Annotated in this window: 20 protein-coding genes and 1 pseudogene; 12 read left to right on the forward strand and 9 right to left on the reverse strand. The window is 42.9% G+C overall.

The window, feature by feature from the left end; all coding sequences use genetic code 11:
- Nucleotides 1-56: 56 nt before the first annotated feature.
- Nucleotides 57-651: pseudogene (locus V7L05_RS04255) on the reverse strand (Uma2 family endonuclease).
- A 162-nt stretch (nt 652-813) separates the two neighbouring features.
- Between V7L05_RS04255 and thiL the strand changes: the two are divergent.
- Nucleotides 814-1,857: a thiamine-phosphate kinase gene (gene thiL / locus V7L05_RS04260; protein ID WP_335162289.1), complete on the forward strand. Its 1,044-nt coding sequence runs from the start codon at nt 814-816 to the stop codon at nt 1,855-1,857.
- Between the two features lie 96 nt (nt 1,858-1,953).
- Here the strand turns inward: thiL and V7L05_RS04265 are convergent, their stop codons facing one another.
- Nucleotides 1,954-2,967 (reverse strand): type I glyceraldehyde-3-phosphate dehydrogenase, encoded by a 1,014-nt coding sequence (locus tag V7L05_RS04265; RefSeq protein ID WP_335162098.1) that lies wholly within the window; start codon nt 2,965-2,967, stop codon nt 1,954-1,956.
- Nucleotides 2,968-3,083: 116 nt separating this feature from the next.
- Nucleotides 3,084-3,710 (reverse strand): nicotinate (nicotinamide) nucleotide adenylyltransferase, encoded by a 627-nt coding sequence (gene nadD / locus V7L05_RS04270; RefSeq protein WP_335162100.1) that lies wholly within the window; start codon nt 3,708-3,710, stop codon nt 3,084-3,086.
- A gap of 403 nt (nt 3,711-4,113) precedes the next feature.
- Between nadD and murC the strand changes: the two genes are divergently transcribed.
- The 4 genes from murC to V7L05_RS04290 all read left to right on the forward strand — a co-directional run bounded on the left by murC (nt 4,114) and on the right by V7L05_RS04290 (nt 7,803).
- A complete protein-coding gene (gene murC / locus V7L05_RS04275) occupies nt 4,114-5,577 on the forward strand; it encodes a UDP-N-acetylmuramate--L-alanine ligase (protein WP_335162102.1) in 1,464 nt (487 codons plus the stop codon).
- Nucleotides 5,578-5,701: 124 nt separating this feature from the next.
- Nucleotides 5,702-6,703, forward strand: a complete 1,002-nt coding sequence (murB, locus tag V7L05_RS04280) for a UDP-N-acetylmuramate dehydrogenase (protein ID WP_335162104.1) — start codon at nt 5,702-5,704, stop codon at nt 6,701-6,703.
- Between the two features lie 204 nt (nt 6,704-6,907).
- Nucleotides 6,908-7,255, forward strand: coding sequence for a YbaB/EbfC family nucleoid-associated protein (locus V7L05_RS04285; RefSeq protein ID WP_292762183.1), 348 nt, complete (start codon nt 6,908-6,910; stop codon nt 7,253-7,255).
- Nucleotides 7,256-7,332: 77 nt separating this feature from the next.
- A complete protein-coding gene (locus V7L05_RS04290) occupies nt 7,333-7,803 on the forward strand; it encodes a low molecular weight protein-tyrosine-phosphatase (RefSeq protein WP_335162291.1) in 471 nt (156 codons plus the stop codon).
- Nucleotides 7,804-7,850: 47 nt separating this feature from the next.
- Here V7L05_RS04290 and V7L05_RS04295 read toward each other — a convergent pair whose 3' ends face one another.
- Nucleotides 7,851-8,534 (reverse strand): response regulator transcription factor, encoded by a 684-nt coding sequence (locus V7L05_RS04295; protein WP_335162106.1) that lies wholly within the window; start codon nt 8,532-8,534, stop codon nt 7,851-7,853.
- Nucleotides 8,535-9,340: 806 nt separating this feature from the next.
- Between V7L05_RS04295 and smpB the strand changes: the two genes are divergently transcribed.
- A complete protein-coding gene (gene smpB, locus V7L05_RS04300; protein WP_334790590.1) occupies nt 9,341-9,808 on the forward strand; it encodes an SsrA-binding protein SmpB in 468 nt (155 codons plus the stop codon).
- 187 nt (nt 9,809-9,995) lie between these two features.
- On the opposite strand, the gene V7L05_RS04305 is transcribed toward smpB, so the two are convergent.
- Both V7L05_RS04305 and V7L05_RS04310 read right to left on the reverse strand, forming a co-directional pair.
- Entirely contained in the window at nt 9,996-11,414 is a 1,419-nt protein-coding gene (locus V7L05_RS04305; protein ID WP_335162108.1) for an IctB family putative bicarbonate transporter, read from the reverse strand.
- A 256-nt stretch (nt 11,415-11,670) separates the two neighbouring features.
- Nucleotides 11,671-13,224: a GAF domain-containing sensor histidine kinase gene (locus V7L05_RS04310; RefSeq protein WP_335162110.1), complete on the reverse strand. Its 1,554-nt coding sequence runs from the start codon at nt 13,222-13,224 to the stop codon at nt 11,671-11,673.
- A 552-nt stretch (nt 13,225-13,776) separates the two neighbouring features.
- On the opposite strand from V7L05_RS04310, the gene V7L05_RS04315 reads away from it, so the two are divergent.
- Both V7L05_RS04315 and crtB read left to right on the forward strand, forming a co-directional pair.
- Nucleotides 13,777-14,970 (forward strand): DegT/DnrJ/EryC1/StrS family aminotransferase, encoded by a 1,194-nt coding sequence (locus tag V7L05_RS04315; protein ID WP_335162112.1) that lies wholly within the window; start codon nt 13,777-13,779, stop codon nt 14,968-14,970.
- A 142-nt stretch (nt 14,971-15,112) separates the two neighbouring features.
- Nucleotides 15,113-16,006: a cyanoexosortase B gene (crtB, locus tag V7L05_RS04320; RefSeq protein ID WP_335162114.1), complete on the forward strand. Its 894-nt coding sequence runs from the start codon at nt 15,113-15,115 to the stop codon at nt 16,004-16,006.
- On the opposite strand, the gene V7L05_RS04325 is transcribed toward crtB, so the two are convergent.
- Nucleotides 15,977-16,189, reverse strand: a complete 213-nt coding sequence (locus V7L05_RS04325) for a hypothetical protein (protein WP_335162117.1) — start codon at nt 16,187-16,189, stop codon at nt 15,977-15,979. The genes crtB and V7L05_RS04325 overlap by 30 nt on opposite strands.
- 141 nt (nt 16,190-16,330) lie before the next feature.
- Here V7L05_RS04325 and V7L05_RS04330 point away from each other — a divergent pair, with 141 nt between their 5' ends.
- The 4 genes from V7L05_RS04330 to V7L05_RS04345 all read left to right on the forward strand — a co-directional run bounded on the left by V7L05_RS04330 (nt 16,331) and on the right by V7L05_RS04345 (nt 22,493).
- Nucleotides 16,331-17,410: a glycosyltransferase family 4 protein gene (locus V7L05_RS04330; RefSeq protein WP_335162119.1), complete on the forward strand. Its 1,080-nt coding sequence runs from the start codon at nt 16,331-16,333 to the stop codon at nt 17,408-17,410.
- 253 nt (nt 17,411-17,663) lie between these two features.
- A complete protein-coding gene (locus V7L05_RS04335) occupies nt 17,664-18,386 on the forward strand; it encodes a cyanoexosortase B system-associated protein (protein ID WP_335162121.1) in 723 nt (240 codons plus the stop codon).
- Between the two features lie 232 nt (nt 18,387-18,618).
- Entirely contained in the window at nt 18,619-19,980 is a 1,362-nt protein-coding gene (locus V7L05_RS04340; RefSeq protein ID WP_335162123.1) for a polysaccharide biosynthesis/export family protein, read from the forward strand.
- A gap of 338 nt (nt 19,981-20,318) precedes the next feature.
- Nucleotides 20,319-22,493 carry a GumC family protein gene (locus V7L05_RS04345; protein WP_335162125.1) on the forward strand — a complete coding sequence of 725 codons (2,175 nt, stop codon included), beginning with the start codon at nt 20,319-20,321 and terminating at the stop codon, nt 22,491-22,493.
- 230 nt (nt 22,494-22,723) lie between these two features.
- On the opposite strand, the gene V7L05_RS04350 is transcribed toward V7L05_RS04345, so the two are convergent.
- On the reverse strand, nt 22,724-23,395 hold the full coding sequence (locus V7L05_RS04350; RefSeq protein WP_335162292.1) for a rhomboid family intramembrane serine protease: 672 nt from the start codon (nt 23,393-23,395) through the stop codon (nt 22,724-22,726).
- 126 nt (nt 23,396-23,521) lie between these two features.
- A complete protein-coding gene (locus V7L05_RS04355; RefSeq protein ID WP_335162127.1) occupies nt 23,522-24,241 on the reverse strand; it encodes a rhomboid family intramembrane serine protease in 720 nt (239 codons plus the stop codon).
- Nucleotides 24,242-24,643 lie beyond the last annotated feature (402 nt).

Genomic DNA, 24,643 nt, shown 5'->3' on the forward strand with positions numbered 1-24,643 from the left:
ACCCATATCTTTCCTAGGGGCAATTCATGAATTGCCCCTACGCGCTCCTAACTCTCCTAACTCAGATTCCCGGCGGTGAACACCCGATCAACTGCGTTTACGAAGTGTGCCGCAGGTATCGCTAATTCGGGAAAAGTCCGCGATATAATTTGCTGATTGACTGTAAAAACTGTTTCTTCATAAAATCCATCTTCCAGTAGTAACACTGAAATTTTTGCTTCCAGTGGGTCTACAATCCAATATTCAGGAACCTCTAAGGCCGCATATTCAGATCGCTTATGGCGATAATCCCGCTTCACCGATTCTGGTACTGACTACCTCGATAATTAGTAACGGGGGTGACTCAAATACTGCTGAGGCATTCAATAATTCTCTAGCTTGCTCCAGTGTCACTACACACAAATCAGTCAACCTAGATTTATTTCTACCCGTTCTCACCCCACTTTCCCGAAAACACAGCGAAGTAGAGTTACAACGTTTGATTTCTGCTTTCAAGGCAGTATCCAAAAAATCGACAATCAGGAAATGTTGAATAGTCGGTGGATTCATTAGCTCTAGCTTGCCATCCACCAGTTCATAATGGAAATCACTGCCATCATCATAGGTTAAGTACTCCTCAAAGGTGATGCTGGTTACTGGTGTACTGACCATCCCAACTGTCTCCTAAACGATACCCATATCTTAAATCGTAAAGCTAGGGAAATGAGACAGATAAAGGAGCAGGGGGAGAAATGCCCAATGCCCAATGCCCAATGCCCAATGCCAATGCCCAATGCCCAATGCCCAATGCCAATGCCCAATGCCCAATGCCCAATGAACAGTGAGTTATCTTCTCTACAAGTAAAAGACATTGGTGAACAAGGTCTTTTAGAAAGATTACAGCGCTTCTGTCCTCCAGAAATTATTGGGGATGATGCAGCAGTTCTTGTGACTGCACCAGAGCAATCTTTGGTAGTAACTACAGATGTGCTGGTTGATGGCGTACATTTTAGCGATGTTACCACTTCCCCAGAAGATGCTGGTTGGCGATCTGCTGCTGCTAATTTATCAGATTTAGCGGCAATGGGCGCTTCCCCATTGGGAATCACCGTCGGGTTGGGACTTCCCGGTGAAGTTAGGGTGAGTTGGGTTGAGCGACTATACCAGGGAATGACAGAATGCCTGCAAAAATACAATACTTCAATTGTTGGGGGTGATATTGTGCGATCGCCTGTGACGACTCTGGCAATTACCGCTTTTGGTCAAGTTCACCCTAGTCAAATTATCCGCCGTTCTGCTGCTGTTGTCGGAGATGCGATCGTCGTTACAGGTGTTCATGGAGCCTCAAGAGCTGGCTTAGAACTGCTCTTGCATCCCGAATTAGGAAAAAACCTCAAAGATGCAGAACGCACGGCTCTAATCCGCGCACACCAACGCCCACAGCCACGATTAGATGTCTTACCAATCCTCTGGAAAATCTTAGCATCCCCATGCCCAATGCCCAATGCCCAATGCCCAATGCCCATTTCTGGTATGGATAGCAGTGATGGTTTGGCAGATGCGATTATCCAAATTTGCCGCGCTAGTGGTGTTGGCGCTGTTCTAGAACGCAGACAAATTCCAGTACCAAAAACTTTTAACCATTGGCTGACACCAGAGCAAGTACTAGAATATGCTCTATACGGTGGCGAAGACTTTGAATTAGTGCTGTGCTTACCACAAGAGTTAGCATCAGCCTTAGTGCAACATCTTGGTGAAGGTGCTGCGATCGTGGGCAGGATTACAGCCGGAACAACAGTATTATTGCACGACGAACAAAAAAAATTTCCTGACCAAGTTCTGAGTCTTAGCCAGGGATTTCAACACTTTGGTCAATAGTCCTTTGTCCTTTGTCATTTTTCTAATGACTAATGACTAATGACTAATGACTAATGACTAATGACTAATGACTAATGACTAATGACTAATGACTAATTATTGCCACTTCTCGGCTACCAATTCCGCCAAATCCAAAACTCGTTGGCTGTAACCCCACTCGTTGTCATACCACGCCATAACTTTCACTAGGTCATTACCTAAGACAAAAGTCAAGTTGCCATCGACAATCGAAGAAGCATCATGACCTTGATAATCGGAAGATACTAATTCTAGTTCGCTATAATCCAAAATGCCTTTGAGTGGACCTTCAGCAGCATCTTTGAGAGCTTGGTTAACTTCTTCAGTAATAGTACGCTTCTCAACCTGAACTACGAAATCTACCATTGAGACGTTCGGGGTAGGTACACGCAAGGCAACGCCATTTAGCTTGCCTCTAAGCTCTGGGATTACCAGCGCTACGGCTTTTGCTGCACCAGTGGAAGTGGGTACAATATTTATCGCTGCTGCCCTCGCCCGTCGCAAATCCCGGTGAGAAGCGTCTAGCAAGCGCTGATCGCCTGTATAACTATGGGTGGTGGTCATCGTACCTTTAATGATGCCGAACTTATCGTTCAACACCTTGGCGATCGGTGCCAAGCAATTGGTTGTACAGCTAGCGTTACTGATAATGTGGTGTATGTTGTGGTCATAATCGTGATGATTCACACCAATCACAAAAGTGCCATCCTCGTTTTTACCAGGAGCGGTAATCAGAACTTTCTTGGCTCCAGCATTCACATGCTTGAGCGCTCCTTCTTTGCTAGTAAACACCCCGGTTGCTTCGATAATTAGGTCAATTCCCCAATCTTTCCAGGGCAATTTTTCTGGGTTGCGATCGGATACGCACTTAATGGTCTTACCGTTAACGATGATCGAGTTATCATCGGCACTAATCTCAGCACCCTTGATCTTGCCTAGCATTGAGTCATACTTCAGCAGGTGAGCATTGGTTCTAGGGTCTGACGTGTCATTAATAGCGACAAGATCGATTTTACTATTCTCTCTACCCACCCAACAACGCGCAAAGTTACGTCCAATCCGCCCGAAACCGTTGATTGCAACTCTAATCACAGTGTCTTGCCCTCTGTATTTATGCTTATATGTTGATATCGTTGACCCCAATCATATCGCAAAGGGGGGAAGGACTCTTAACCATAAACTGTTAGATCAATAAAAAAACACATAATTTATTCAGATTTGTGGGAGTAGAGGTTGTTGTTAGTGATATATGATCTAACCGATTCCGGGACTAAATAACGAATTGACTGGTGTTCGCCGCAAAATTTGCGAATTAGACTTGACGAAACTCCTACTAAAGGTATATCCAAGAGTTGCCAGTGAATGGTATATGACTGCTCCCTGATTTTTTCCTCCACTTGCTTGCAGATTAATTTGCTTTGAGTTATAGTCTCACCACCTAGCAGTCGGGGTGCGATTAACCAATCACACATTTGTGCTAGTTCGTGTCCACGGTACCAACGAGGTAAGGTTTGGAAAGCATCCAAGCCCATAATCCAGTACCAGTGAGTATTTGGATAAGAAGCAGATAAGTCTAACAGGGTGTTAATGGCATAGGAAGTCCCAGAGCGATTTGCCTCCACTAGTGAGACAGTAAACGCTGGGTTATCTTTTATGCCTAATTGCAGCATTTGGACACGATGCTCAAACAAAGCTGCTTCTTTGTGAGGAGGATTTAGAGATGGCACCCAAATGACCTTTTCAAGGGATACTTGATGCAAAGCTGTCTCGCCTACGAGCAGGTGTCCCCAATGAATTGGATCAAATGTGCCACCAAAAAGTGCAAGTTGTTGCATCCAGTTATGCCTGGGTTTTATGCAATTGAAAAATAGTTTCATTACCAATGTACTATTGTACTCAATTCACGCTTAGACTTGATGCAATTTCAAATTAGTTTCACTAAACAATGTATTATGTAGCCAATTCCAGTAAGGTAGCCAAAAATATGTATTTGACATTACAAGAATTTCTTTCCCGATGCGGCCAAAATTTTCAGAATAATCTTAAGAACAGTTCAAAAATAGCAAAAACCTTCAACCAAGGTAAAATCATTCTGAACAAGGAAAGCCAGAGCGGAAACATCCTTCGGGCATCAAACATAAACATCATATAGGAGCAGTTACGGTAAAAATCAAATTCCTGTTATGATACGCGTGTCATTTGTGATTATGGTGTGGTGTGGTGTAAGAGGAGCAATAAATGACTAATTCTGTAGATTTTAGTGGTAGACCATTTCATTTCATTGGCATCGGTGGTATAGGTATGTCTGCTCTGGCATACGTTCTCGCCAAGCGTCAATTTCCAGTATCAGGTTCGGATCTTCGTGCAAACCACATTACGCACAAGTTGGAATCTATCGGTGCTTATATTTTTGATAGACAAGAGGCAAGCAATCTCGAATTCTTTCGCCCTCAGGTATTGGCGAATGCAGTAGTATTAAATTCACAAGAACAATTACCTACTGATAGTAAGTCAAAACTGCCTCAAGTCATTTGTTCAACAGCAATTAACACGAATAATTTAGAATACAAAGCAGCGCTGGAATTAGGTTGTCCAATTTTACATCGTTCAGATGTACTAGCCGCCTTAATTGCCGATTACTACAGTATTGCAGTGGCAGGAACACACGGCAAAACTACAACCAGTAGTATGATTGGCTATATGCTTCTGCAAGCTGGTTTAGACCCAACGATTTTAGTAGGTGGCGAAGTCAATGCATGGGAAGGTAATGCTCGATTAGGACAAAGCCAATATTTGGTAGCCGAAGCAGATGAATCTGATGGTTCCTTGGTAAAACACGCTCCAGAGATTGGCATCATCACCAATATTGAACTCGATCATCCTGACCATTACGATACATTGGAAGAAGTAATTGACATCTTCCAGACATTTGCTAAGGGTTGTAAAACGTTAATAGGTAGTATTGACTGTGCTACAGTCCGCGATCGCTTGCAACCCACAATCAGCTACAGCTTACACTCAGATACAGACGCTGATTATACCGTCACCAATATTGATTATCGCGCTGATGGCACCACGGCTTTAGTTTGGGAAAGAGGCAAAGCTTTGGGCGTGTTGAAGTTGCGGCTGCTCAGTCGGCACAATCTCAGCAATGCCCTAGCAGCAGTGGCTGTTGGTCGCGTCTTGGGCTTGGAATTTGGAGAAATTGCCAAAGGTATCGCCACTTTTGAAGGAGCAAGACGCCGCTTTGAGTTCCGGGGTGAAGTCAATGGCATTACCTTCATTGATGACTATGCTCATCATCCCAGTGAGATTCGCGCTACTCTCGCCGCAGCCCGTTTACAAGCAAGACCAGGGCAAAGAGTGGTTGCCATCTTCCAACCCCATCGCTATAGCCGGACACTGACCTTTTTAGAAGAATTTGCCGAGTCCTTTACCCATGCTGATTTGGTGGTGCTGACTGATATTTACAGTGCAGGTGAACCTAATTTAGGACAAATTAGTGGTGAACATCTAGCGGCGGAGATTGCTAAACATCATTCGCAGGTAGTTTATCAACCAACTTTACCCTCAGTGTATGAGTACCTGCTACAAACACTACGCCGAGGAGACTTGGCGCTGTTTTTGGGGGCTGGGAACTTGAATCAGGTGATTCCTGAAGTAATTACGACACTTTGCGAACCTGCTAAAGCCACATCTTAAGTGGAGACTTTGCGAAGTTTTATTTCTGAGCAAAGCGCCCGTCTAGCAACGGTTCCATAAGTTAACTCTATTACCGTATCTTTGCGGTAAATAAATGTAAAAATTTTACCAATATAAAGTAAAGATGACAATTTCCCAGGCAGCTGGAAACGTCTGCACAGTTTCTGCTTTGAATACAAAGAAACACCAAACAACTAATTCGGTAGATAGTGAAGTAATTTGCTTACCCAATACTGATTGTGCGATCAAGCCCCAGGCTTCCTTGTCAGCGTTTACTTCCTATAGAGTTGGGGGAGCAGCTGATTTATATGTTGCCCCCCGAAACTTAGAAGCACTGCAAGCAAGTCTTAAATACGCAAAAGAACGTGATTTAAAGGTGACAACACTAGGAGCAGGTTCTAACTTGCTGGTGAGCGATCGCGGTATAACAGGTTTAGTGATTGCGACTCGTCATCTCCGCTTCAGCTACTTTGACCCGGAGACAGGTCAATTAACCGTTGCTGCGGGAGAATCAATTCCCAGCTTGGCATGGGCAGCAGCAGAATTAGGCTGGCAAGGATTGGAGTGGGCTGTTGGTATCCCTGGAACAGCTGGAGGTGCCGTGGTGATGAATGCCGGGGCACATAATAGCTGTATCGCAGATATGTTAGTTAGCGCCCAGGTACTTTCACCCGATGGGACGCTAGAAACTCTGACCCCGGAACAGTTAGGTTATAGCTACCGGACTTCATTATTGCAAGGTGGCGATCGCATAGTCACCCAAGCCACCTTACAACTCACGCCAGGTACTGACCCAGCAAAAGTTGTGGCAATCACCAAACAACACAAAAAGCATCGGTTAAGCACCCAACCATACAACTTCCCCAGTTGTGGCAGTGTGTTCCGCAATCCCAAACCTTACAGTGCTGGTTGGTTAATTGAACAAACTGGTCTGAAAGGCTACCAAATTGGTGGGGCACAAGTAGCACTACTCCATGCTAATTTTATCGTTAACCGTGGTGGGGCTAAAGCTAGTGATATCTTCTGTCTCATTCGCCACATCCAACATCAAGTACAAGAACGTTGGTCTATTAATTTAGAGCCAGAAGTCAAAATGCTCGGAGAGTTTCAAGGTGCTTGTGGGTAGGGAGTGGGGAGTGGGGAGTGGGGAGTGGGGAGTGGGGGAGATGGGGGAGATGAGGGAGAAATAACCAATGTCCAATGTCCAATGCCCAATGCCCTACTCCCGATTCTATGACGCATTAATTATTGGTAAAAAAACAGGCAAATTACTTACCGCATCTATAATTGAATTTGATTTGTTATTCAGCGCACACGCGTACAAATAATTATGACAGGAAAAGGACAGGGATTTGGCTTTGGCTTAGGAAAAATGAAAGAATTGGCCGAAGCTTTTAAGAAAGCGCAGCAAGTTCAAGAAGGCGCAAAGCGACTCCAAGAAGAATTGGAGCAAATGGAGATTCAAGGAGAATCTGGCGGTGGTTTGGTGAAGGTGATTGTCAGTGGGAACCAAGAACCCAAGCGAGTGGAAATTTCTCCAGATGCTTTAGGGGAAGGTGCAGAAGTACTTTCCGATCTCGTGACAGTGGCAATGAAAGAAGCCTACAACAAGTCCACTGCAACAATGCGGGAACGTATGGAAGAATTAACTAGTGGGTTGGAACTTCCTGGATTTTAGTCAAGAGTCATTAGTCATTAGTCATTAGTCACTGGACAAAGGACAAATGACTATTGACAAAAGACAACGAAGTATTTATGCCTTATAAGTTGCTATTTGTTTGCTTAGGTAACATCTGCCGATCGCCATCGGCAGAAAACATTATAAATCATCTCATTGAGCAGGCTGGCTTGAGCGAACACATCCTCTGTGACTCTGCTGGTACATCTAGTTATCATATTGGTAGCCCACCTGACAGACGCATGAGTGCTGCGGCGGCTACAAAGTTGGGAATTAAATTGCGTGGTCGCGCACGCCAGTTTCAAAAGTCAGACTTTCAAGACTTTGATTTGATTTTGGCAATGGATCAAGAAAATTATGAGAACATCCTCGCTCTTGATCAAACTAAGCAATATCAGCATAAAGTGCGTTTGATGTGCGAGTTTTGCTCTCGACACACCCTAAAGGAAGTTCCAGATCCCTATTACGGTGGTCAAGACGGATTTAATCAGGTTATTGATTTACTGATCGATGCTTGTGAAGGTTTGTTGACAAAAGTTAGGAGTTAAAACTTCTAACTCATAACTCATAACTCATAACTCATAACTCCTAACTTTTATTCCACCAGTCCATGCTTCATCGCAAAACGCACTAATTCCGCTCGGTTGCTGGTCGAGGTTTTTCTCAATAAACTGCTAACGTACTTTTCCACTGTTCGAGGACTCAGGTGTAGCTGATGACCCATTTCGGCATTAGAAAGGCCATGAGTCAATAACTCTAGAACTTCCTGTTCTCTATGAGTTAAAGATGAGTGCAGATGGGATTTCTGAATTTGAGTGGACAGAGAATTCTGCACATCCACCGCTTTTGTCGAGGTAGAAATGCCCAAACTCTCTTTATGAGAAAAACGATACTCCGATTGAATGATTTGCGATCGCTCCAAAAGATTGCGGATTGCTGCTGCTAACTCTTCCAGTTCAAAAGGCTTGGGTAAGTATAAATCGCACCCTGACTGGTAGCCGAGAATTCTTTCCTGGGTCTTAGTTCGGGCTGTTAATAAAATTACAGGCAATAAACGAAACACTGGTTGTTGACGCACCTGGCGCACCAGTTCATAGCCATTCATCCGTGGCATAACGATATCCGTGACAATCAAATCAGGATGATACTCATCCACCATAATCAAAGCCTCTTGACCGTCATTAGCCATGATCACTGAGTAGCCAGACAGTTCAAGATAGTCGCTAACAGACAGACGAGTGCCCAAATCATCATCCACTACAAGGATCGTCAAGGGCATGGATAATACACCCCTAGCATTTTTTTACTCAGAAATTTGCTTCTACATATTCCATCAGTGAACACAGGCAAGAATAGTGTTCTTATCTTTCATACTATGACAGGATGACCAGCTAATAACTGTCTCAAGGTTAATTTATAAAGAAAATCTTAAATATTTAGGATCGGTTCAAGAAGTGTAACTCACCTTTAACTCCCTCTGCTTGGCAGGCACAGAGAGCTTTGTAATTTGTAATAACTCATCAATAAGGCAGAGTAAATGCTGACCATAGTGTAAATTAATATTAACTAACCCCTTCGGGTGGGAGTAGTGAGTAGGGAGTAGGGAGTAGGGAACAGAAGAGAAAACTAACCCCGAAACAGGTTTTAAGCCTCGCCCCTTGCGATGCCCTGAGCAGTTCGACAGGTGTTACCCTGAGCTTGTCAAAGGGATCACTGTAACACTTGCCGTTCGCGTAGGTCTCGTAGAGAAGGGAGGACGGGTTAGTTTCCCCACTCCCCACTCCCCATTCATTTAATTAATAATTTCCCAAAAGCTAAGTAAAGCTTTGCCTAAGTTCGTAGCGAATGGAATCAAAAAGATCAACGTGCCCAGTGTGTAACACGCCAAATCGAAATAAAAGCAAATGAACAATTTAAATGGCTCCAGATAACTTAAATTTGCTGGAAAACTCTTAATTATGAACTTAGAAAAGCTAAATTAGTGATATACAGTTCAGGAGTGATAGCGGTTATGAGATACACCCGATAATTTACAAGCCAATCCAAATAATTTTTTAGGTACATTTAAAGCACACAAAATTATCAATGAGCGACAAGAACGAAGGTTACAAAGTTATTAGCGACAACCGTCAAGCCCGTTATTTGTATGAAATTCTGGAAACTTACGAAGCTGGAATTGAATTGACAGGAACCGAGGTGAAGTCGATTCGTGCGGGTAAAGTTAATCTCCAAGATGGCTATGCTTTGCTTCGCAATGGTGAAGCATGGTTGATTAATGTGCATATCTCGCCTTATACCGCTAGTGGACAATATTTCAATCATGAACCTCGGCGTACACGCAAGCTGCTGTTGCATCGCCAAGAACTCCGCAAGCTAATTGGCAAAGTAGAACAGCAGGGTTTAACTTTAATCCCTTTGAAAATGTATCTCAAACGAGGCTGGGTAAAAGTGAGTATAGCCCTTGGTAAAGGTAAAAAGCTCCACGATAAGCGAGAAGACCTGAAACGACGCGACGATCAGCGTGACATTCAACGGGCAATGAAAAACTATTGAAGAAGAATTCAGAATTCAGAATCCAGAATCCAGCAATCTTTATAGTGGGGGATTCAGACCCACCGGACGCCATGTGCGACTTGATCTCAAACCTAACCCCCAACCCCTTTCCTACCCTGGTAGGGGAGCAAAAATCAATGTAAGTTGTCAGTTGTTCAGTAGAAAAACAACTGACAACTTAATCATGTTAGTTTACTGCTGGTTGTGAGTTAGATGAATTTGTCTGGTTTTGAGCTAAAGGTGTCCAATAGCTGGCAATTAAGGCAACAATGAGCCACCAGAGGGTATTGACTTCAGGACGATACCAGACAGTATCTACGGTGCCGTGAGCTAGCATACCCAACAAAATAGCGATCGCTCCAATTAACCAAAATCCTTCTACACTTCTCAATTGTCGCAATCGTCGCACTTGCAAAAATGCCGCATTAAATGTCACGATTATTAGCCAGAGAAAGCAGGCTAAACCCACAAAGCCAGTTTCTACAGTTACTTCAAACAATATTGAATAAGCACTCAAAGCAGTGTAACGAGGGTGTTGGTAGAGGGGATAAACTTTATTAAAAGAGTTGTGACCGGGGCCGATGCCGAAAATCGGGCGATCGCGAATCATCTCAAAGACAGCATCCCACACATTTCGGCGAAAATTATTACTGCTATCTTTACGGTCAGCAAAAATACTGAACACCCGCAGGCGAACTGGCTCTAGAAATATCACTGCTAGTAGCAATACCCCGATCAAACCTCCCAGGACAATCGGTAGCGACCAAGTACGCCAAAAACGAGGCATTTCCACGCTTTTCCAATAAACTAGCAATGCCATCACAGCCAAAAATGCCACCACTAATCCAATCCAACCGCCACGACTAAAAGTTAGGATCAGGCAGGAAGTATTGACAATTAACATTGTTAATGCTAGAGCTTTTTTAGGCCAGCTTTGCCATGCAAAAATTGCCACTAAGCTAAAAATGACTGCTGGTAGGAGGTATCCAGCCAATAAGTTGGGATTGCCTAAATAACTGTAGACTCTTGTAGTCTTAGATAGAGGAGATTCTGGGTCAACCCAAGTTGCCAGTGCAGTGGCTCCAAAAAACCATTGCCGCAACCCATATACACTGACAATTAAGGATACGTGCAGGTAAAGGATGATAATCCAAGACCGGAGGCGAGGCGACCTCAATACCCTGGCACAAAGGGCAAATAGTAGCAAATACAAGGTCAACGTTCCCAAGTCGTTAAGCGCCGCCTTTTTCACTGGCGATAATGCTGTTGCGACTGCGGCGATTACCCAGTAGAGCAATACCAGCAGGTGAATGGGAGTGACTGACGAGACATCTGCTGGTGTGACTTGATCAGATAAAGTCAACAACAGCCAAAATCCCACACAAGCCACCAGCAACAAGCCCACCAATGTACTCGCAGCAAAAGGTGCAACGCCATATACTAAGCACAGTAAAGCAGCTGCGATCGCATCTCCCCACTGGAGTAAGACGCTGGTTTGCCGCCAAGAACTCAACAGTCCTACCAGAGAACGATGTACGTAACTGGTAGCAAGATATTCTTTGAGCGGTAAAGATGATAAAGTAAATCGTTGCCAGACTAAATTCATAAAAAACATTGCGATCAATTAGCCTGCCGACGCAGAACTTGGAATTGATCATAATGCCTATGGCTATAAAAAGGTAATAACGGAGATTGCTTTGTTGGTGATGGCATTCTTATTTTTAGCCATCAGCTACCACCTTTAATGCCAAACCACTTCATCTACTTAGTACACAACAAATAGATGAAAATACCTCTTTCCCAATTGCTACTCCCCAGTTCCCATAAACTATCACCTGTCAGATGTTCCCTATAGATTGTAATCAGACACCGTTAATTGTTTGTGAGGGACTCGCCAGTTGCAGTGGCAAAGAAAGCACATAACGATATCCTGATTCTGGTGTACCTTGAATCAAAATTTGTCCACCGTGCAACTCTGCCAGCTGACAACTTAGCAATAGACCCAAGCTTTCACGAGAAAGATTTCCATGTGATTTAGCTAAATTTATACCTGAACTACTAGCAAAGAATTTTGAGTGGGAATCACTTGATTTTTTAGAATTGTCCACTACTACTGATGAAGTATCCGATTGCTCTTGACTGTCTGTATGAGTATTGTAAGTTGCTACCTCACCTGTCAGATCCAGCAGCGATAAAGAATTCAGACGGAAGTAGGGATCAACCTCAGTTATGCCGTCCCCTAGCCAAGGATGGGAAACCCAAATAGTAATGTTGAGCATATCTTCCTTGTAAGAGACATGAATGCGAACAATGCTACCTGTAGCCGCAAGTTGAATCACACTGAAAACTAGGTGATAGAGGATTTGCCGCACCTTGTCTTTATCTAAAGGTAAAATGCGATTGCGTCCCGGTTCTATAGAGAGGCGAATATCTTGCTCGCGGCGATTAGCTACTTCTTCTAGAGTATTGATAGCTTGTTGACACAGCATTTCGATATCCACAGGAGCTACATTCAGCACAGTAGAGTTTTCATCCATAGTTCCTAGTTCGGTAATTTCGTTTACTAGGGAAAGTAAGTACCGACCACTGTGTTGGATAATTTCCAAATATTCTCTCTGCTTAGTCGTCAAAGGCCCATAAATCTCACGTCCTAAAACACTAGCCATACCGAGTACAGATGTTAAGGGCGTGCGTAACTCGTGAGTTAGCTGACCCAAAAGTTCCAGTTTCAGTTGCTTAGTAGAAAGGGAGTCGCTATCTTTCGTGGGTGGGGTGATTTTAATCTCGGTGTTACGTTCCTCATTAAGTGAAAATATCGGAGTGTTCTTGGGAGTCCTTGATTTGAGTTTCCCTTGCAGGAGTCGGTTACGCTCAAATTCACTCATGCTCCAACGAGCGATGATTTGTAAAAACTCAATGTCTCGGGGTGTAAAACTGCGTGGCACTAAATCCATCACCGCCAATGCACCCAAACAATTCCCCTCAGCATCAATCAGTGGCGCTCCTAAGTAAGCACGAATACCATAATCTTGCACCAAGTTGCTGCCAGCAAGGACTGGATCTGTAAGTTTATGCGTATCATTAATTACAAATACTTGAGAATTTTCTACTACCTGAGTGCAAAAGGATTCCCGGCGTGATAGTTGGCGGCTTTGTGCCAAATGATTCATTAATCCAAGCCGAGATAAGCCCACCGCCGACTTGAACCAATGGCGTTCTTGATCCACAAATCCCAATATGCAAATTGGTGCTTCCAAAAAGTGGGCAGCAGTCTGTGTGGCTTCTTCAAAAACCGGAATCGTTTCGGGTTGCCGCAAACCTAAATCTGACAAAGCTTTGAGGCGTTGTTGTTCTCTTGATTCAGGAGAATCCCAACCATCCTTTAGGGCAAATAATTTGTTTTCAGGCTCTACCATTGCCACTGCTACCTTAATAATTTATCGATACTGTAATTGATACAAGTCCTATTTCTAGGTTATCAATTCCTATCTTTAAGCATTCCCTAATTTTGCCTCTGACAAACAAGTTTGGGACAAAATTTTTTTACCCCTTCGATTAAGTCGCCAACGCGCTCTTTATTACTTACTATTTACTGGTGCTGAATGTTCTCTATTTAGCATGGGTGTCATCTCTATTGCTTGAGATTTTGCAATCAGACTGCGTTAGATTTGGATTCAGTCAGGGTAAGCTAATGCTAAGGATACAATACCAAAGGTCTGTCATTCTTGATGTACAGAAGGGAAAATTTCTCTGGGAACATTCAACGTAATTTTACTTATAAAAAGCATCTTAATGTAATTTTTATAGCCAATTTTACTGATGACAGTTAGTACCGATCGCTGACAATCATAGATAGTTTATATAACTCTTGATTCGGGAGATTGAACCTATTACAATTTCACATTGAAAATTGTACAGGCTTTTCTATTTTTTCCATAGGATGAAATCTTTTTTGAGGACAACTGGTAATGAATAAAATGACTATTAGAGTTCCTTTTGTAGACCTGAAGTTACAACACGAACCAATTCAAACGCAATTGCAAGATGCAATCCAATCTGTATTGGAACGGGGAGATTTTATTTTAGGGGAAGCACTCTCAGATTTTGAAGCAGCATTTGCGGCAGTGTCTGGGGCAGAATATGGAGTTGGTGTGGCATCAGGAACAGATGCGATCGCTCTGGGATTGCAAGCGTGTAATATTGGTGCTGGCGATGAAGTGATTTTACCAGCAAACACTTTTGTTGCAACCTTAATTGGGGTGCTACGCGCTGGTGCCAAGCCAATTCTAGTAGATTGCGATCGCCAAACAGCTTTAATTGACTTAAGAGAAGCAGCAAAGGCAATTACGCCTCATACCAAAGCAATTATCCCCGTGCATCTCTATGGTCAGATGGTATCACCAAGTGAACTATTGAACTTTGCTGATACCTACAAACTACTAATTTTTGAAGATGCGGCACAAGCACACCTCGCCCAAAGAGACGGATATCACGCTGGTTCAGTCGGAATAGCAGCAGCTTTTAGTTTCTATCCCAGCAAAAATTTGGGAGCATTTGGGGATGGAGGAATGCTGCTGACACGAGATTCAGATGTCGCCCAGAAGATGCGGCGCTTGCGAAATTATGGTGCATCGCAAAAGTATTTTCATACTGAATCAGGTACGAATAGCCGTTTGGATACTTTGCAAGCAGCAATCTTGCACCAGAAACTACCATATTTGCCACAATGGAATCGCGATCGCTTGACTATTGCCCAGCAGTATGATAACGAACTAGCACCCTTGGCAACTGCTGGCATTATCCCGATGGAAAACCAAAGTGGTACAGGACACGTTTATCATCTTTATGTGATTAAAGTTGATGAGTCTTGCCCAATAGAACGCCAGCAACTTGAGGAAAAACTCACAGCAGTCGGAATTCAAACTGGCATTCACTACCCAATTCCTTGTCATCTCCAGCCAGCATTCACCAACTTAGGCTATCAGCTTGGAGATTTTCCCCAAGCCGAAAAACTGTCAAAGCAGATATTATCATTACCGATGTATCCTGGTTTGAGCAGTAGTCAAATCAAAGAAGTTGTAGCTGCGATCGCTCATGCAGTCTCAACGAGTTATAAAAGAGATGAACCCTCTCCTGCTAACCTTAGCAGCGTGGTAGTCTGAAGCAAATTCATACCTAATGTGCGTCTAAATTACACATTTTTTTGTTAAGACTGTCATTTGTTCTTTATTCTTTGCTAATCACAAATGACTAATGACAAATGACTAATGACAAATGACCTAAGTTTTTAAATTACTTAAAATCATGGCACTCCGGCAACAGGTTAAAAACATAAACGCATCAGGCTTATTAAATTTAGCTATTTTAGGCGTTTTGCTGCTGCTTTATGCTCCGATATTGCTGCACTGGTTGGATGGTTGGCTAAACAAAAATATCAGCACAGAACACGAATATTTCAGCCACGGGATTATCGGTTTACCATTTGCTGCTTATCTGGGCTGGATGAACCGGAAAAAGTGGAGACGTTTGCCAGATACCAGCCATCCTTTGGGCGCTGTTTTCTTGTTATTAGGGGCAGTTTTTTATCTTAGCGGTGTTACAGAGTGGGTTAACCTTTCCTTGCCAGTTATACTGGCAGGATTATGCTTGTGGTTTAAGGGAATATCAGGTTTGCGATCGCAAGGATTCCCCCTGCTACTAGTATTTTTGGCAACCCCAACAGCAGTACCCTATCTGATTGCTCCCTATACCTTGCCTCTCCAAAGCTTCATCGCTGGTACAGCAGGCTTCATACTGAATCAATTTGCTATGGAAGTAAGCGTGTATGAGACAAATCTCTACGTGGGAGGACGGATTGTGGAAGTTGCCCCCTATTGTGCAGGGCTGAAAATGTTGTTTACGACTCTCTACGTAGGCTTGATGCTGCTTTATTGGACAGATGGTTTGTCTTCACGCCGCACAACTATATCATTTTTATGTATTGCTGCGATCGTTAGTACTACTGCCAATATCATTCGTAATACTTTACTGACTTTCTTTCACGGCACAGGTCAAGAAGCAGCTTTTAAATGGTTGCATGAGGGTTGGGGTGGTGATCTCTACTCTGCTTGTATGCTGGTGTCATTAGTGCCCTTACTAAATTGGATTAATAGTTATTTTTCAGCATCTCTAGAAACACAGCAAGAAGCAGAAAGTTAGAACCACTGGGCATTGGGCACTTGTACTGAGCGACGCGTTGCCCTGAGCTTTGCCCTTCGCGCAGCGTCTAGTTGGGTCGAAGTAGCGTTGTCGTTGGCGCAGCCTCTCATAGAGAAGTATTGGGCATTGGGCAAAACAGTTCCGAGTTAAGGAACGTGGATTAAATAAAATGCAAAACTTCATCCTGTATCTAGCTTCCCTCTCCTTTATAAGAAGAGGGATTGAGGGTGAGGTAAGCCAGGGACATAAGCGGATTACTATACTTGTTTCATAGTTATGCTCAACCACAATTCCCATAAATACAAAATTTCCAGTACCTGATGTATGAAAATATTAATTCAACACCGTCATTACGACAATGAAATTAGTGGAGTTTTAACTTACATTTATTCTATTATTCCCGAGTTGGAAACTAGACTAATTGAAGTTAAAACTATTTCTACCAGACAAGATAATATCGCCAAATGGTTTAGTTATATTGCTTGGGCAGATATAGTACATATGAATTCAAATGACTTATTTTTTACTTTGTTATGTAAAGCCTTGCAAAAAAAGATAATTATTAAATACCATTATTCCCTTTATCAATCTACTCATACTAGTTATGAGCAGATGAAGTTTACGCAACGTTTAAAAGCTGAATTTAAACACACATTGCCGAAAGCTAACTATCCATTAAAGTGGAAATTACACACTTTTGTCAAATGGGGACGCCTAACTAGCCGGCTTTCTACTGCCTTCTTAGCCGATTATCATACAGCTTGTAGTAACTTTTTAGGAGAATCTTCTGCTTTTCCTTGGCCAGTTGATACTTTATATAATCCGATTCAAATCAAGTCGGAAAATCAGCTTAAAACTTTAGAAAATTTATCTAAGCCATATAATTTTATTTTTGTCGGTAGATTAGATCCAGACAAAGGCGTAGATATTTTATTAAAAGCAGCGCGGATTTTACAAGATGAAAATAAAGAATTTAAAATTACTATTATTGGCGATGGCGGACAATCTCAGGAATTAAAACAGCTAACGTCTGATTTAGGAATTGCCAACAAAGTTAATTTTTTAGGTAAAGTTCCTCAAAAAGAAGTACTGCTAAAAGTTCAAGATGCTTTGGCTTTAATTGCTCCATCTCGTTGGCAAGATCCAGCACCTTACGTAGTGTTAGAAGCCTCTAGCGTTCAAACCTGCTCGATTGTCTCAAAAATGGGAGGATTGCCCGAAGTGGCAGGACCGCACAGCCTATTTTTTGAAAATGAAGATGCAGAAGAATTAGCCAAATGTATGCGATACTGTTTCGATAATCCGGATGAAGTAATTAAACGGGGTTTTCAGTCCAGCGAATACGTTGCGGGAAGGTTTTCGGCTGCGTGTGCTGTTACTCGGCTACTGGAAATTTGTAGTTAACTTACGTTTGTTTCCAAAAGTTTGTGATTTACTGATGTATCGCCAAATAGGATGCTCCCAGAGTCCTGAGTAAATAAGTGAGATTTCCCACTCAGCACGGGCTAAACGCCCCGCTAACAGCACTCAGCACTACTACTCCTCCACTCCCTACTCCCTTAATTTTTCCTTCCTAATGTGTAAGTCATAAATATTACTGAACTCATAGTCTGATTTTATGAAGTAAAATTTTGCCTAAGTATTATAAATTTTACTGATGATTTCCTTCTCCAAGTTTTTCAAGCAAAACCAATTGAGTCAAGTAGCAGCACTTTTGTTATTACTACTGGTGCTAGCAATAGGAGGGCTTCCCGGATACCTGACAGGACACTGGCAATGGAAACAGCCGCCACCAGTTACTACCCTCAACGAGTTAAGACAGATCCGCAAAACTGGGTTAGCCCTTCCTGGTTGGCAAACCATTGAACAAGCAGAACAGCAAATTGGCGAACATAAATGGTCTTTGCAGGTAATTAAAAAAGAAGGTTCCCCATCCCAGGCAATCCTGCTTTTGCTCCCACAAAATGGGCCTATGGATCAACCAGAGGTAGAGTGGACAGAGGTTAACGGCTGGGGAAGGTCACGCTGGGGAAACTGGGATGTAGCTCAATCTCGCTCTGCTGAATTTACTGTGAAACCGCCTGCAAAGTTGACTTCTAATGTCGAAACTAAAGTAGAAGCTAGGTTTTTTCGCGCCTCCACACCACAGCAAACCTTCGCTGTCTTGCAATGGTACGCTATGCCAGATGGTGGAAATCCATCACCTTTACACTGGTTCTTGGCCGATCAATTGGCACAGTGGCACAAGCAACGCACTCCTTGGGTAGCCGTCAGTATTCTGATTCCAATGGAACCTTTGGGGCAAGTAGAAACATCTTGGTCTTTAGCCCAGTCTATCGGAGAAACAGTGCAAGCTGTATTGATGGCAGACCCTTTGTAGAGTCTGTTACATATACGTTTGTCCAGAGATTCATCAACAGTATCTCAATAAATTGCGTTCAGGCTGAAACTGAGCTAAAAGATGTTAACAATATAAAGCTAGAAATAAAATTTTGGTAAACTCTCCTGTTCTTCTTGGTAAATACTTGCAGATAAAAGAGACATTTAGGACATTCATAGAGTAAAATAACCATTCCGCGCGACTAATTTCTATATCAGTATTTTCTGCACCGATGTTCATAGATTCCAGTTTTAATATGCGTGGATTCAGCGCCTTGTGTTTTGTTAGTCTTCAAGTAGGAGTTTTCTTAACAACACCTATCCAGCTTGTCGTTGCCCTGCCTTTTCCATCTCAAGGACATTCACCAGGTCAACCCCCCTCGCCTCTGCCAGGTACTGAGGTTGTGCCTCCAGGTGCAAATAACGAAATTTCCCCCCAACTCAGCCGTTACCTCTTGGGGCCAGGAGATATAATTGGCGTTGTGCTTCAGCGTCCTCCTGGCCCATACCGCTTAGGAATAGGAGATGGAATTAGCGTTTCAGTTCAGCGCTTTCCAGATTTGAGCTTTCAAGCTTTAATCAACCCAGAAGGTAATATTGTGGTGCCATTACTGGGAACAGTTTCCTTACAAGGTTTAACTTTGCAAGAAGCTCAAGAAAAAATTCGTTTGGGTTTAAATCGTTATGTAGTTGATCCGGTAATAGTTTTAGCCTTAGCAACGCAGCGTCAAGACTTCAGTTTTCAGGCTGTAATTAGTCCAGAAGGTAACATTGTCGTGCCGCAAGTGGGAACGGTGTCATTACAAGGTTTAACTTTGGAAGAAGCTCAAGAAAAAATTCGCTTGGGTTTAAGTCGCATTTTCCCAGATCCAATTGTGGTAGTATCCTTGGCAGGGACGCGACCAGTTCAAGTTACTATTAGCGGCGAAATATTTAAACCAGGAATTTATCCGATTAATTCATCAACACCCCGTGTTGCTGATGCCTTGCTAATATCTGGCGGTTCAACGTTGAATGCAGACCTGCGACAAGTGCAAGTACGCCGGAAGTTAATCGATGGTTCCGTGATTTCACAAAATATTGACTTATATGCCGCATTGCAAAATGGCGGTTCAATCCCTAATTTACGCTTACAAGACGGAGATGCGATACTCGTACCCCGTCGTGAAGTTGGTAATGATGACGGTTATGACCGCAATTTGGTAGCACGTTCATCCTTGGCCACACCACAGATTAGAGTCCGAGTTTTAAACTACGCTGGGGGAGGTCTTTCCACTCAAGCGTTGCCTAACGGCAGTACATTTGTAGATGCTTTGGGAGGAGTAAATCTCGACGCTGCTAACCTCCGGGATATCGCTCTGGTTCGCTTTGATTCTGAACGAGGTAAAGCTGTTACCCAGAAACTTGATGCTAAAAAAGCTCTAGGCGGTGATGCATCTCAAAATGTGCCGCTTCAAGATAATGATGTTATTGTTGTTGGTCGGAACCTGATCGGTAAGATTACTAATTTACTGACTACCATTACCCAACCTTTCTTCAATGTGCAATCCTTTCTCCAATTTTTTAGAAACGTGGGTGGCAATGGTTCAAATTAGTAATTCTCAAAGCAGGATACAATCTGCAAATAGTTGGAAGTGGAGGAAGCCACATCTCCAACTTCTCTTTGAATTCATTAATGGAAAAATATTAAAGATATCAAACGATATATAGCAGTCTGCTTTGATTTTTGAAATTATTTGCGTAGACAGGGAGTAGGGAGTAGGGAGTAGGGAGTGGGTAAGAAGCATTTTCGGGGTGTACTGATTTTTTTCAAAATCAAATACGAGTCCTATATACAGTAGGAAGTTGATAGCGACCTTGTATCAAAACCACTATCTTTAGTTTGGTACTTCCTAATTTTTAATTTTTAATTTTTAATTGGAGCAAAACGACCATGACCCCACCAATTGTTAAGCGCTATCTTATTGCTTTTGAGAAGTACAAATGGATTGGACTGGCTAGTTTTGCTTTAGTTGTAGCCGGGTCAACTCTGGTGGCTATGCAACCAGAGCCACCTACTAGTTATATAGGATCTGCTGCACTTACCTATAGTGGACCACCAGTTTCTTTCTCTACAACTGGTACTCAAATCCAACAGCAAGGAAAGGAACTGAATGAGGAAGCTTTATTATCAAACCAGATAATTGCAGCAGTGGCAGAAAAAGCTGGTGTCCAACCGAAAAAGCTTGCTAGCAGTATTGCCCTTACTTTACCTAAAAAAAACCCCAGGACTGGAGAATTGGAATCTAGTATCTTGGAATTGAAATATGTAGATACTGACGCCAAACGAGCTATACAGGTCTTGGCAGAATTGATGCAATCAATGATCAAGTTGAGCAGTGATATCAATACTGGGCGATTACAGGCAATTATTCAAAAGATTAACGATCGCACACCACAAACTAAACGGGATTTGCAATTTGCTGAAAAGAAGTTGGAACAGTACGATCGCATCGAGCGAACGGCAATATTAGCAGCTGAGAATGGCAGCTTGTTAAGCGCTATTACTACCAGCCAAAATCTGCAACGGCAAATTCAATTAACTATTTCTGGAGTTGATGGTCAAGTTCGCAGTTTACAAAATAAGTTAGGTTTAACAGTCGGACAGGCTTATATTTCTTCTGCTTTGAGTGCCGATCCAATTATTGGTAGCTTGCGAACGCAAATTTATCAAAGTGAGTCGCAAATCGCCTTACTCAAAAAAGATTTGCGACCCGAACACCCAACGATGATTCAGTTGGAGCGTCAGAAACAAGCTGCTGAGGAATTGCTGCAACAACGTGCCGCGGAGGTGTTAGGTGGTGAAGGTACGGCGGCTCCGCTTCCGGGTAAGATTGCAGGTATTCGCACCCAAAGTAGCTTAGATCCTGCACGTCAGCTGTTGGCAAACCAAATGGTGACATTGCAAACCCAAGGGGAGACGCTGCAACAACAACTAGCCCAAGAAATTCAACAAGAAGCGCGACTCCGGCGAGAGTATGCTCTGATACCCAATAAGCAATTAGAGCGATCGCGTTTAGAACAGGAGGTTACACTCAAAAAAGCCATCTATGACCAAATGCAGGTGAAGCTAACCGATGCTAAAACCGCAGAGGCAGAAACTACTAGCAGCCTCAGCATTGCCAGACGCCCCACGGTCGTTGCCGATCTCAAACCTCCCAAGAGTGTGCCGATTACCCTTGCTGTGGGTGGTTTCTTAGGTGTGTTGATTGGTGGCGGGGTGATATTTGTGTTAGGAGCGATGGAAGGGACTTTCAAAACCAGGGAAGATATCCGCGAGAGCCTCAAGCAACGGGAAGTGGCACTGTTGGGAGAATTGCCTTTAATGCCAGTTGATGATTTAGATCAAGATGCCGTGCCTGTGCTACTTTCTGCCGATTCTCCTTATTTAGAATTTTATGAGAAATTCCGTAGTAATCTGCGCCGGGTTGGTGGTAAAAACTTAAAGGTAGTGTTGATTACTAGCACCAGTAGCCTTGAGGGTAAAACGGTAAGTGCATATAACTTGGGTATAGCTTCAGCCCGTGCTGGTAAAAGAACCTTGATTATCGAAACAGATTTGCGATCGCCTTCCCGTTGTATCTCCCTGAAAGTAATTCCTGACCCCGACGCCACTATTGAACCCCTGCGTTATTACGCTAACTTAAGTGAATGTATTCGTTTAGTTCCTGATGTAGAAAATTTATACATTCTTCCCAGCCCTGGCCCTGTGCGGCAATCAGCTGCTATTCTTGAATCTAGCGAAATGCGGCGGTTGATCGAGGATGTCCGCGAACGTTTTGATTTAGTTATTTTAGACACTAGCCCTCTCAGCATATCCAATGACCCTTTGTTAATCCAACCCTACAGCGATGGCATCGTACTAGTGACGCGGCCACACTATACACAAGAGAATATGCTCGGTGAAGCTATTGATCAATTAGTTGAATCGGAACTGGGGTTATTGGGAACAGTTATCAATGGTGCTGATATCATCGTTTCTGTACCTGAAGAAGTTGTAGAAGCGCCAACATTTAGATCTCAGGTAGAAGAATCAGAAGAAGTTTCAGCGCGTGCTAACAAAAACTAATATAGTAATCCGCTTTGATTATTGAACTGACTTGCGTAGGCTGGGAGTAGGAAATAGGGAGTGGGGAGTAGGGAATAAGCCTTTTCGATTAGTACTTAATTTGTTCAAAAATCAAATAGTAGTCCTATAGTTTCCAAATATGGAAATTTTAACGCAGAGGAACGCAAAGGTTAGTGCAAGAAGATACGCAGAGGTTTGATAGGCATTAGGAGTTTTAGGAAATGCTGTACTTAGTCGCGCCTAAACAACCCAAATAGAGGAGCGAGAATCACCCCAAAAACAAAACCACCGATGTGTGCCCAATAAGCAACTCCACCAGTTTCCACGCTCATCTTAGCGGCTGTTTGCAGGGTAGCAAGACCGGATATCACATTTTGCACAAAGAAAAGTCCAATTATCACTAGTGCTGGAATTCGGATTGTGGTGATGAAAATCCCCAAAAAAACTAACGTCTTCACTCTAGCTTGCGGAAAGCGAATAATGTACGCACCTAAAATCCCAGAAATTGCACCACTTGCTCCCAAGGAAGGAATCTCAGAATTCATCCCAATAAACCATTGACACAAGGCAGCTAAAGCACCACACGCCAAATAAAAAATCAGATATTTGAAATGACCCAATCGATCTTCAATATTGTTGCCAAAAACCCAGAGAAATAACATATTCGAGATTAAGTGCCACCAACCGCCGTGTAAGAATTGCGACGTAAATAACGTTATCCACTCTCCACGCCAATTGGTGGTTAACTCTTGAGGTATTACCGCATACTGACTTAAAAACTGATTCAATTGTGGATGTGACAGACTCACCTCGTGAATAAAAACTAAAATATTCATGCCAATTAACCCGTAGGTGAAATACGGGGTGATTCGCGTTCGATTTTCGTCGTAGAGGGGAAACACAGGTGTTTTTGCTAAATTGTTCACTAACTGCAATATACCCTGTACGGCTGGCAGTTGCGAAGTTTAAGCTATTTTACCTATTAAATCAAGCAGTATAATTGCGGCGGAGTATGATACGATGAAGAATTACTTATACCAAGATTCTTGCTCTGATTTATCGCTAAATAAACCTAACAGTGGGCCGAGAATTGCGCCAAATATAAACCCGCCTGCATGAGCCCAGTAGGCAATACCGCCGCTTTCCATACCGATGTTAGTAGGCGTTTCGAGGCTGGCAAGTCCGTAGAAAGCTTGTTCGAGAAACCAGAATCCCAAAAAGAAATATGCGGGGACGCGAAAAGTTGGGAAGAAAAACCCTAAAGGTACAACGCCGAGAACTTCGGCGTTAGGAAAGCGGAGAATGTATGCACCCAGAATGCCTGCGATCGCACCACTCGCACCCAAAGAAGGAATGCTAGAATCTTGAGCGAAGTACCACTGGGTCAAGGATGCCAAAACACCACAAGATAAATAAAACAGCAAATATTTGACATGACCTAATTTATCTTCAACGTTGTTACCAAAAATCCAGAGAAATAACATATTACCGGCTAAATGCAAAAACCCCCCATGCAAAAATTGTGAAGTAATCAAAGTTGCCCACTCTGGCACTGGTTGATGTAGAGAGACACCGGCAAAGCTTAAGGTGAGTTCTCGTGGAACTACAGCCGCAAGGTGTAAAAACCCATTTAATGCTTGTGGGGGAAGATTTGCTTCATAAAGAAAAGCGAGGACGTTGGCTGCAATCAGTCCATAAGTTACATAAGGCGTGATTGTTGTCGGATTATTATCTCTAATGGGAACCACGAGCGTTTTTTCCTGATTTTAAGACAGTAGTACCACAATACTGAATTATATAAGTCGTTTCTTCTACCTCGTGGATGGATTGCGTCAAGATTTGTTAGTAAAATTGCAACCGATTATAAAAAATACAGTCATTAGGGACTTTAGGGACTTCCAGTAAAAAAAATAATCAATCGTTGTGTAAGCAGGGGAGCTCTTAGCTGGGAGCTCTTAGCTGGGGGAAAAGAAAAATATCATCTGAATAAATTGGGTAATTTATTCTCTGGAAGTCCCTTAACACTTCGATTTCACTCTCCCACATTCAACTAGATATACTTCAAAATTATCAAGATATGCTTCAAAGCATTCCTAACCAAAAATCGAATGATGAAGCGCTCGCTCGCTTAATTCAATTTTTATTGATCT

This window comes from Nostoc sp. (assembly GCF_036917755.1).
In the GTDB taxonomy this organism is placed as follows: domain Bacteria; phylum Cyanobacteriota; class Cyanobacteriia; order Cyanobacteriales; family Nostocaceae; genus Nostoc.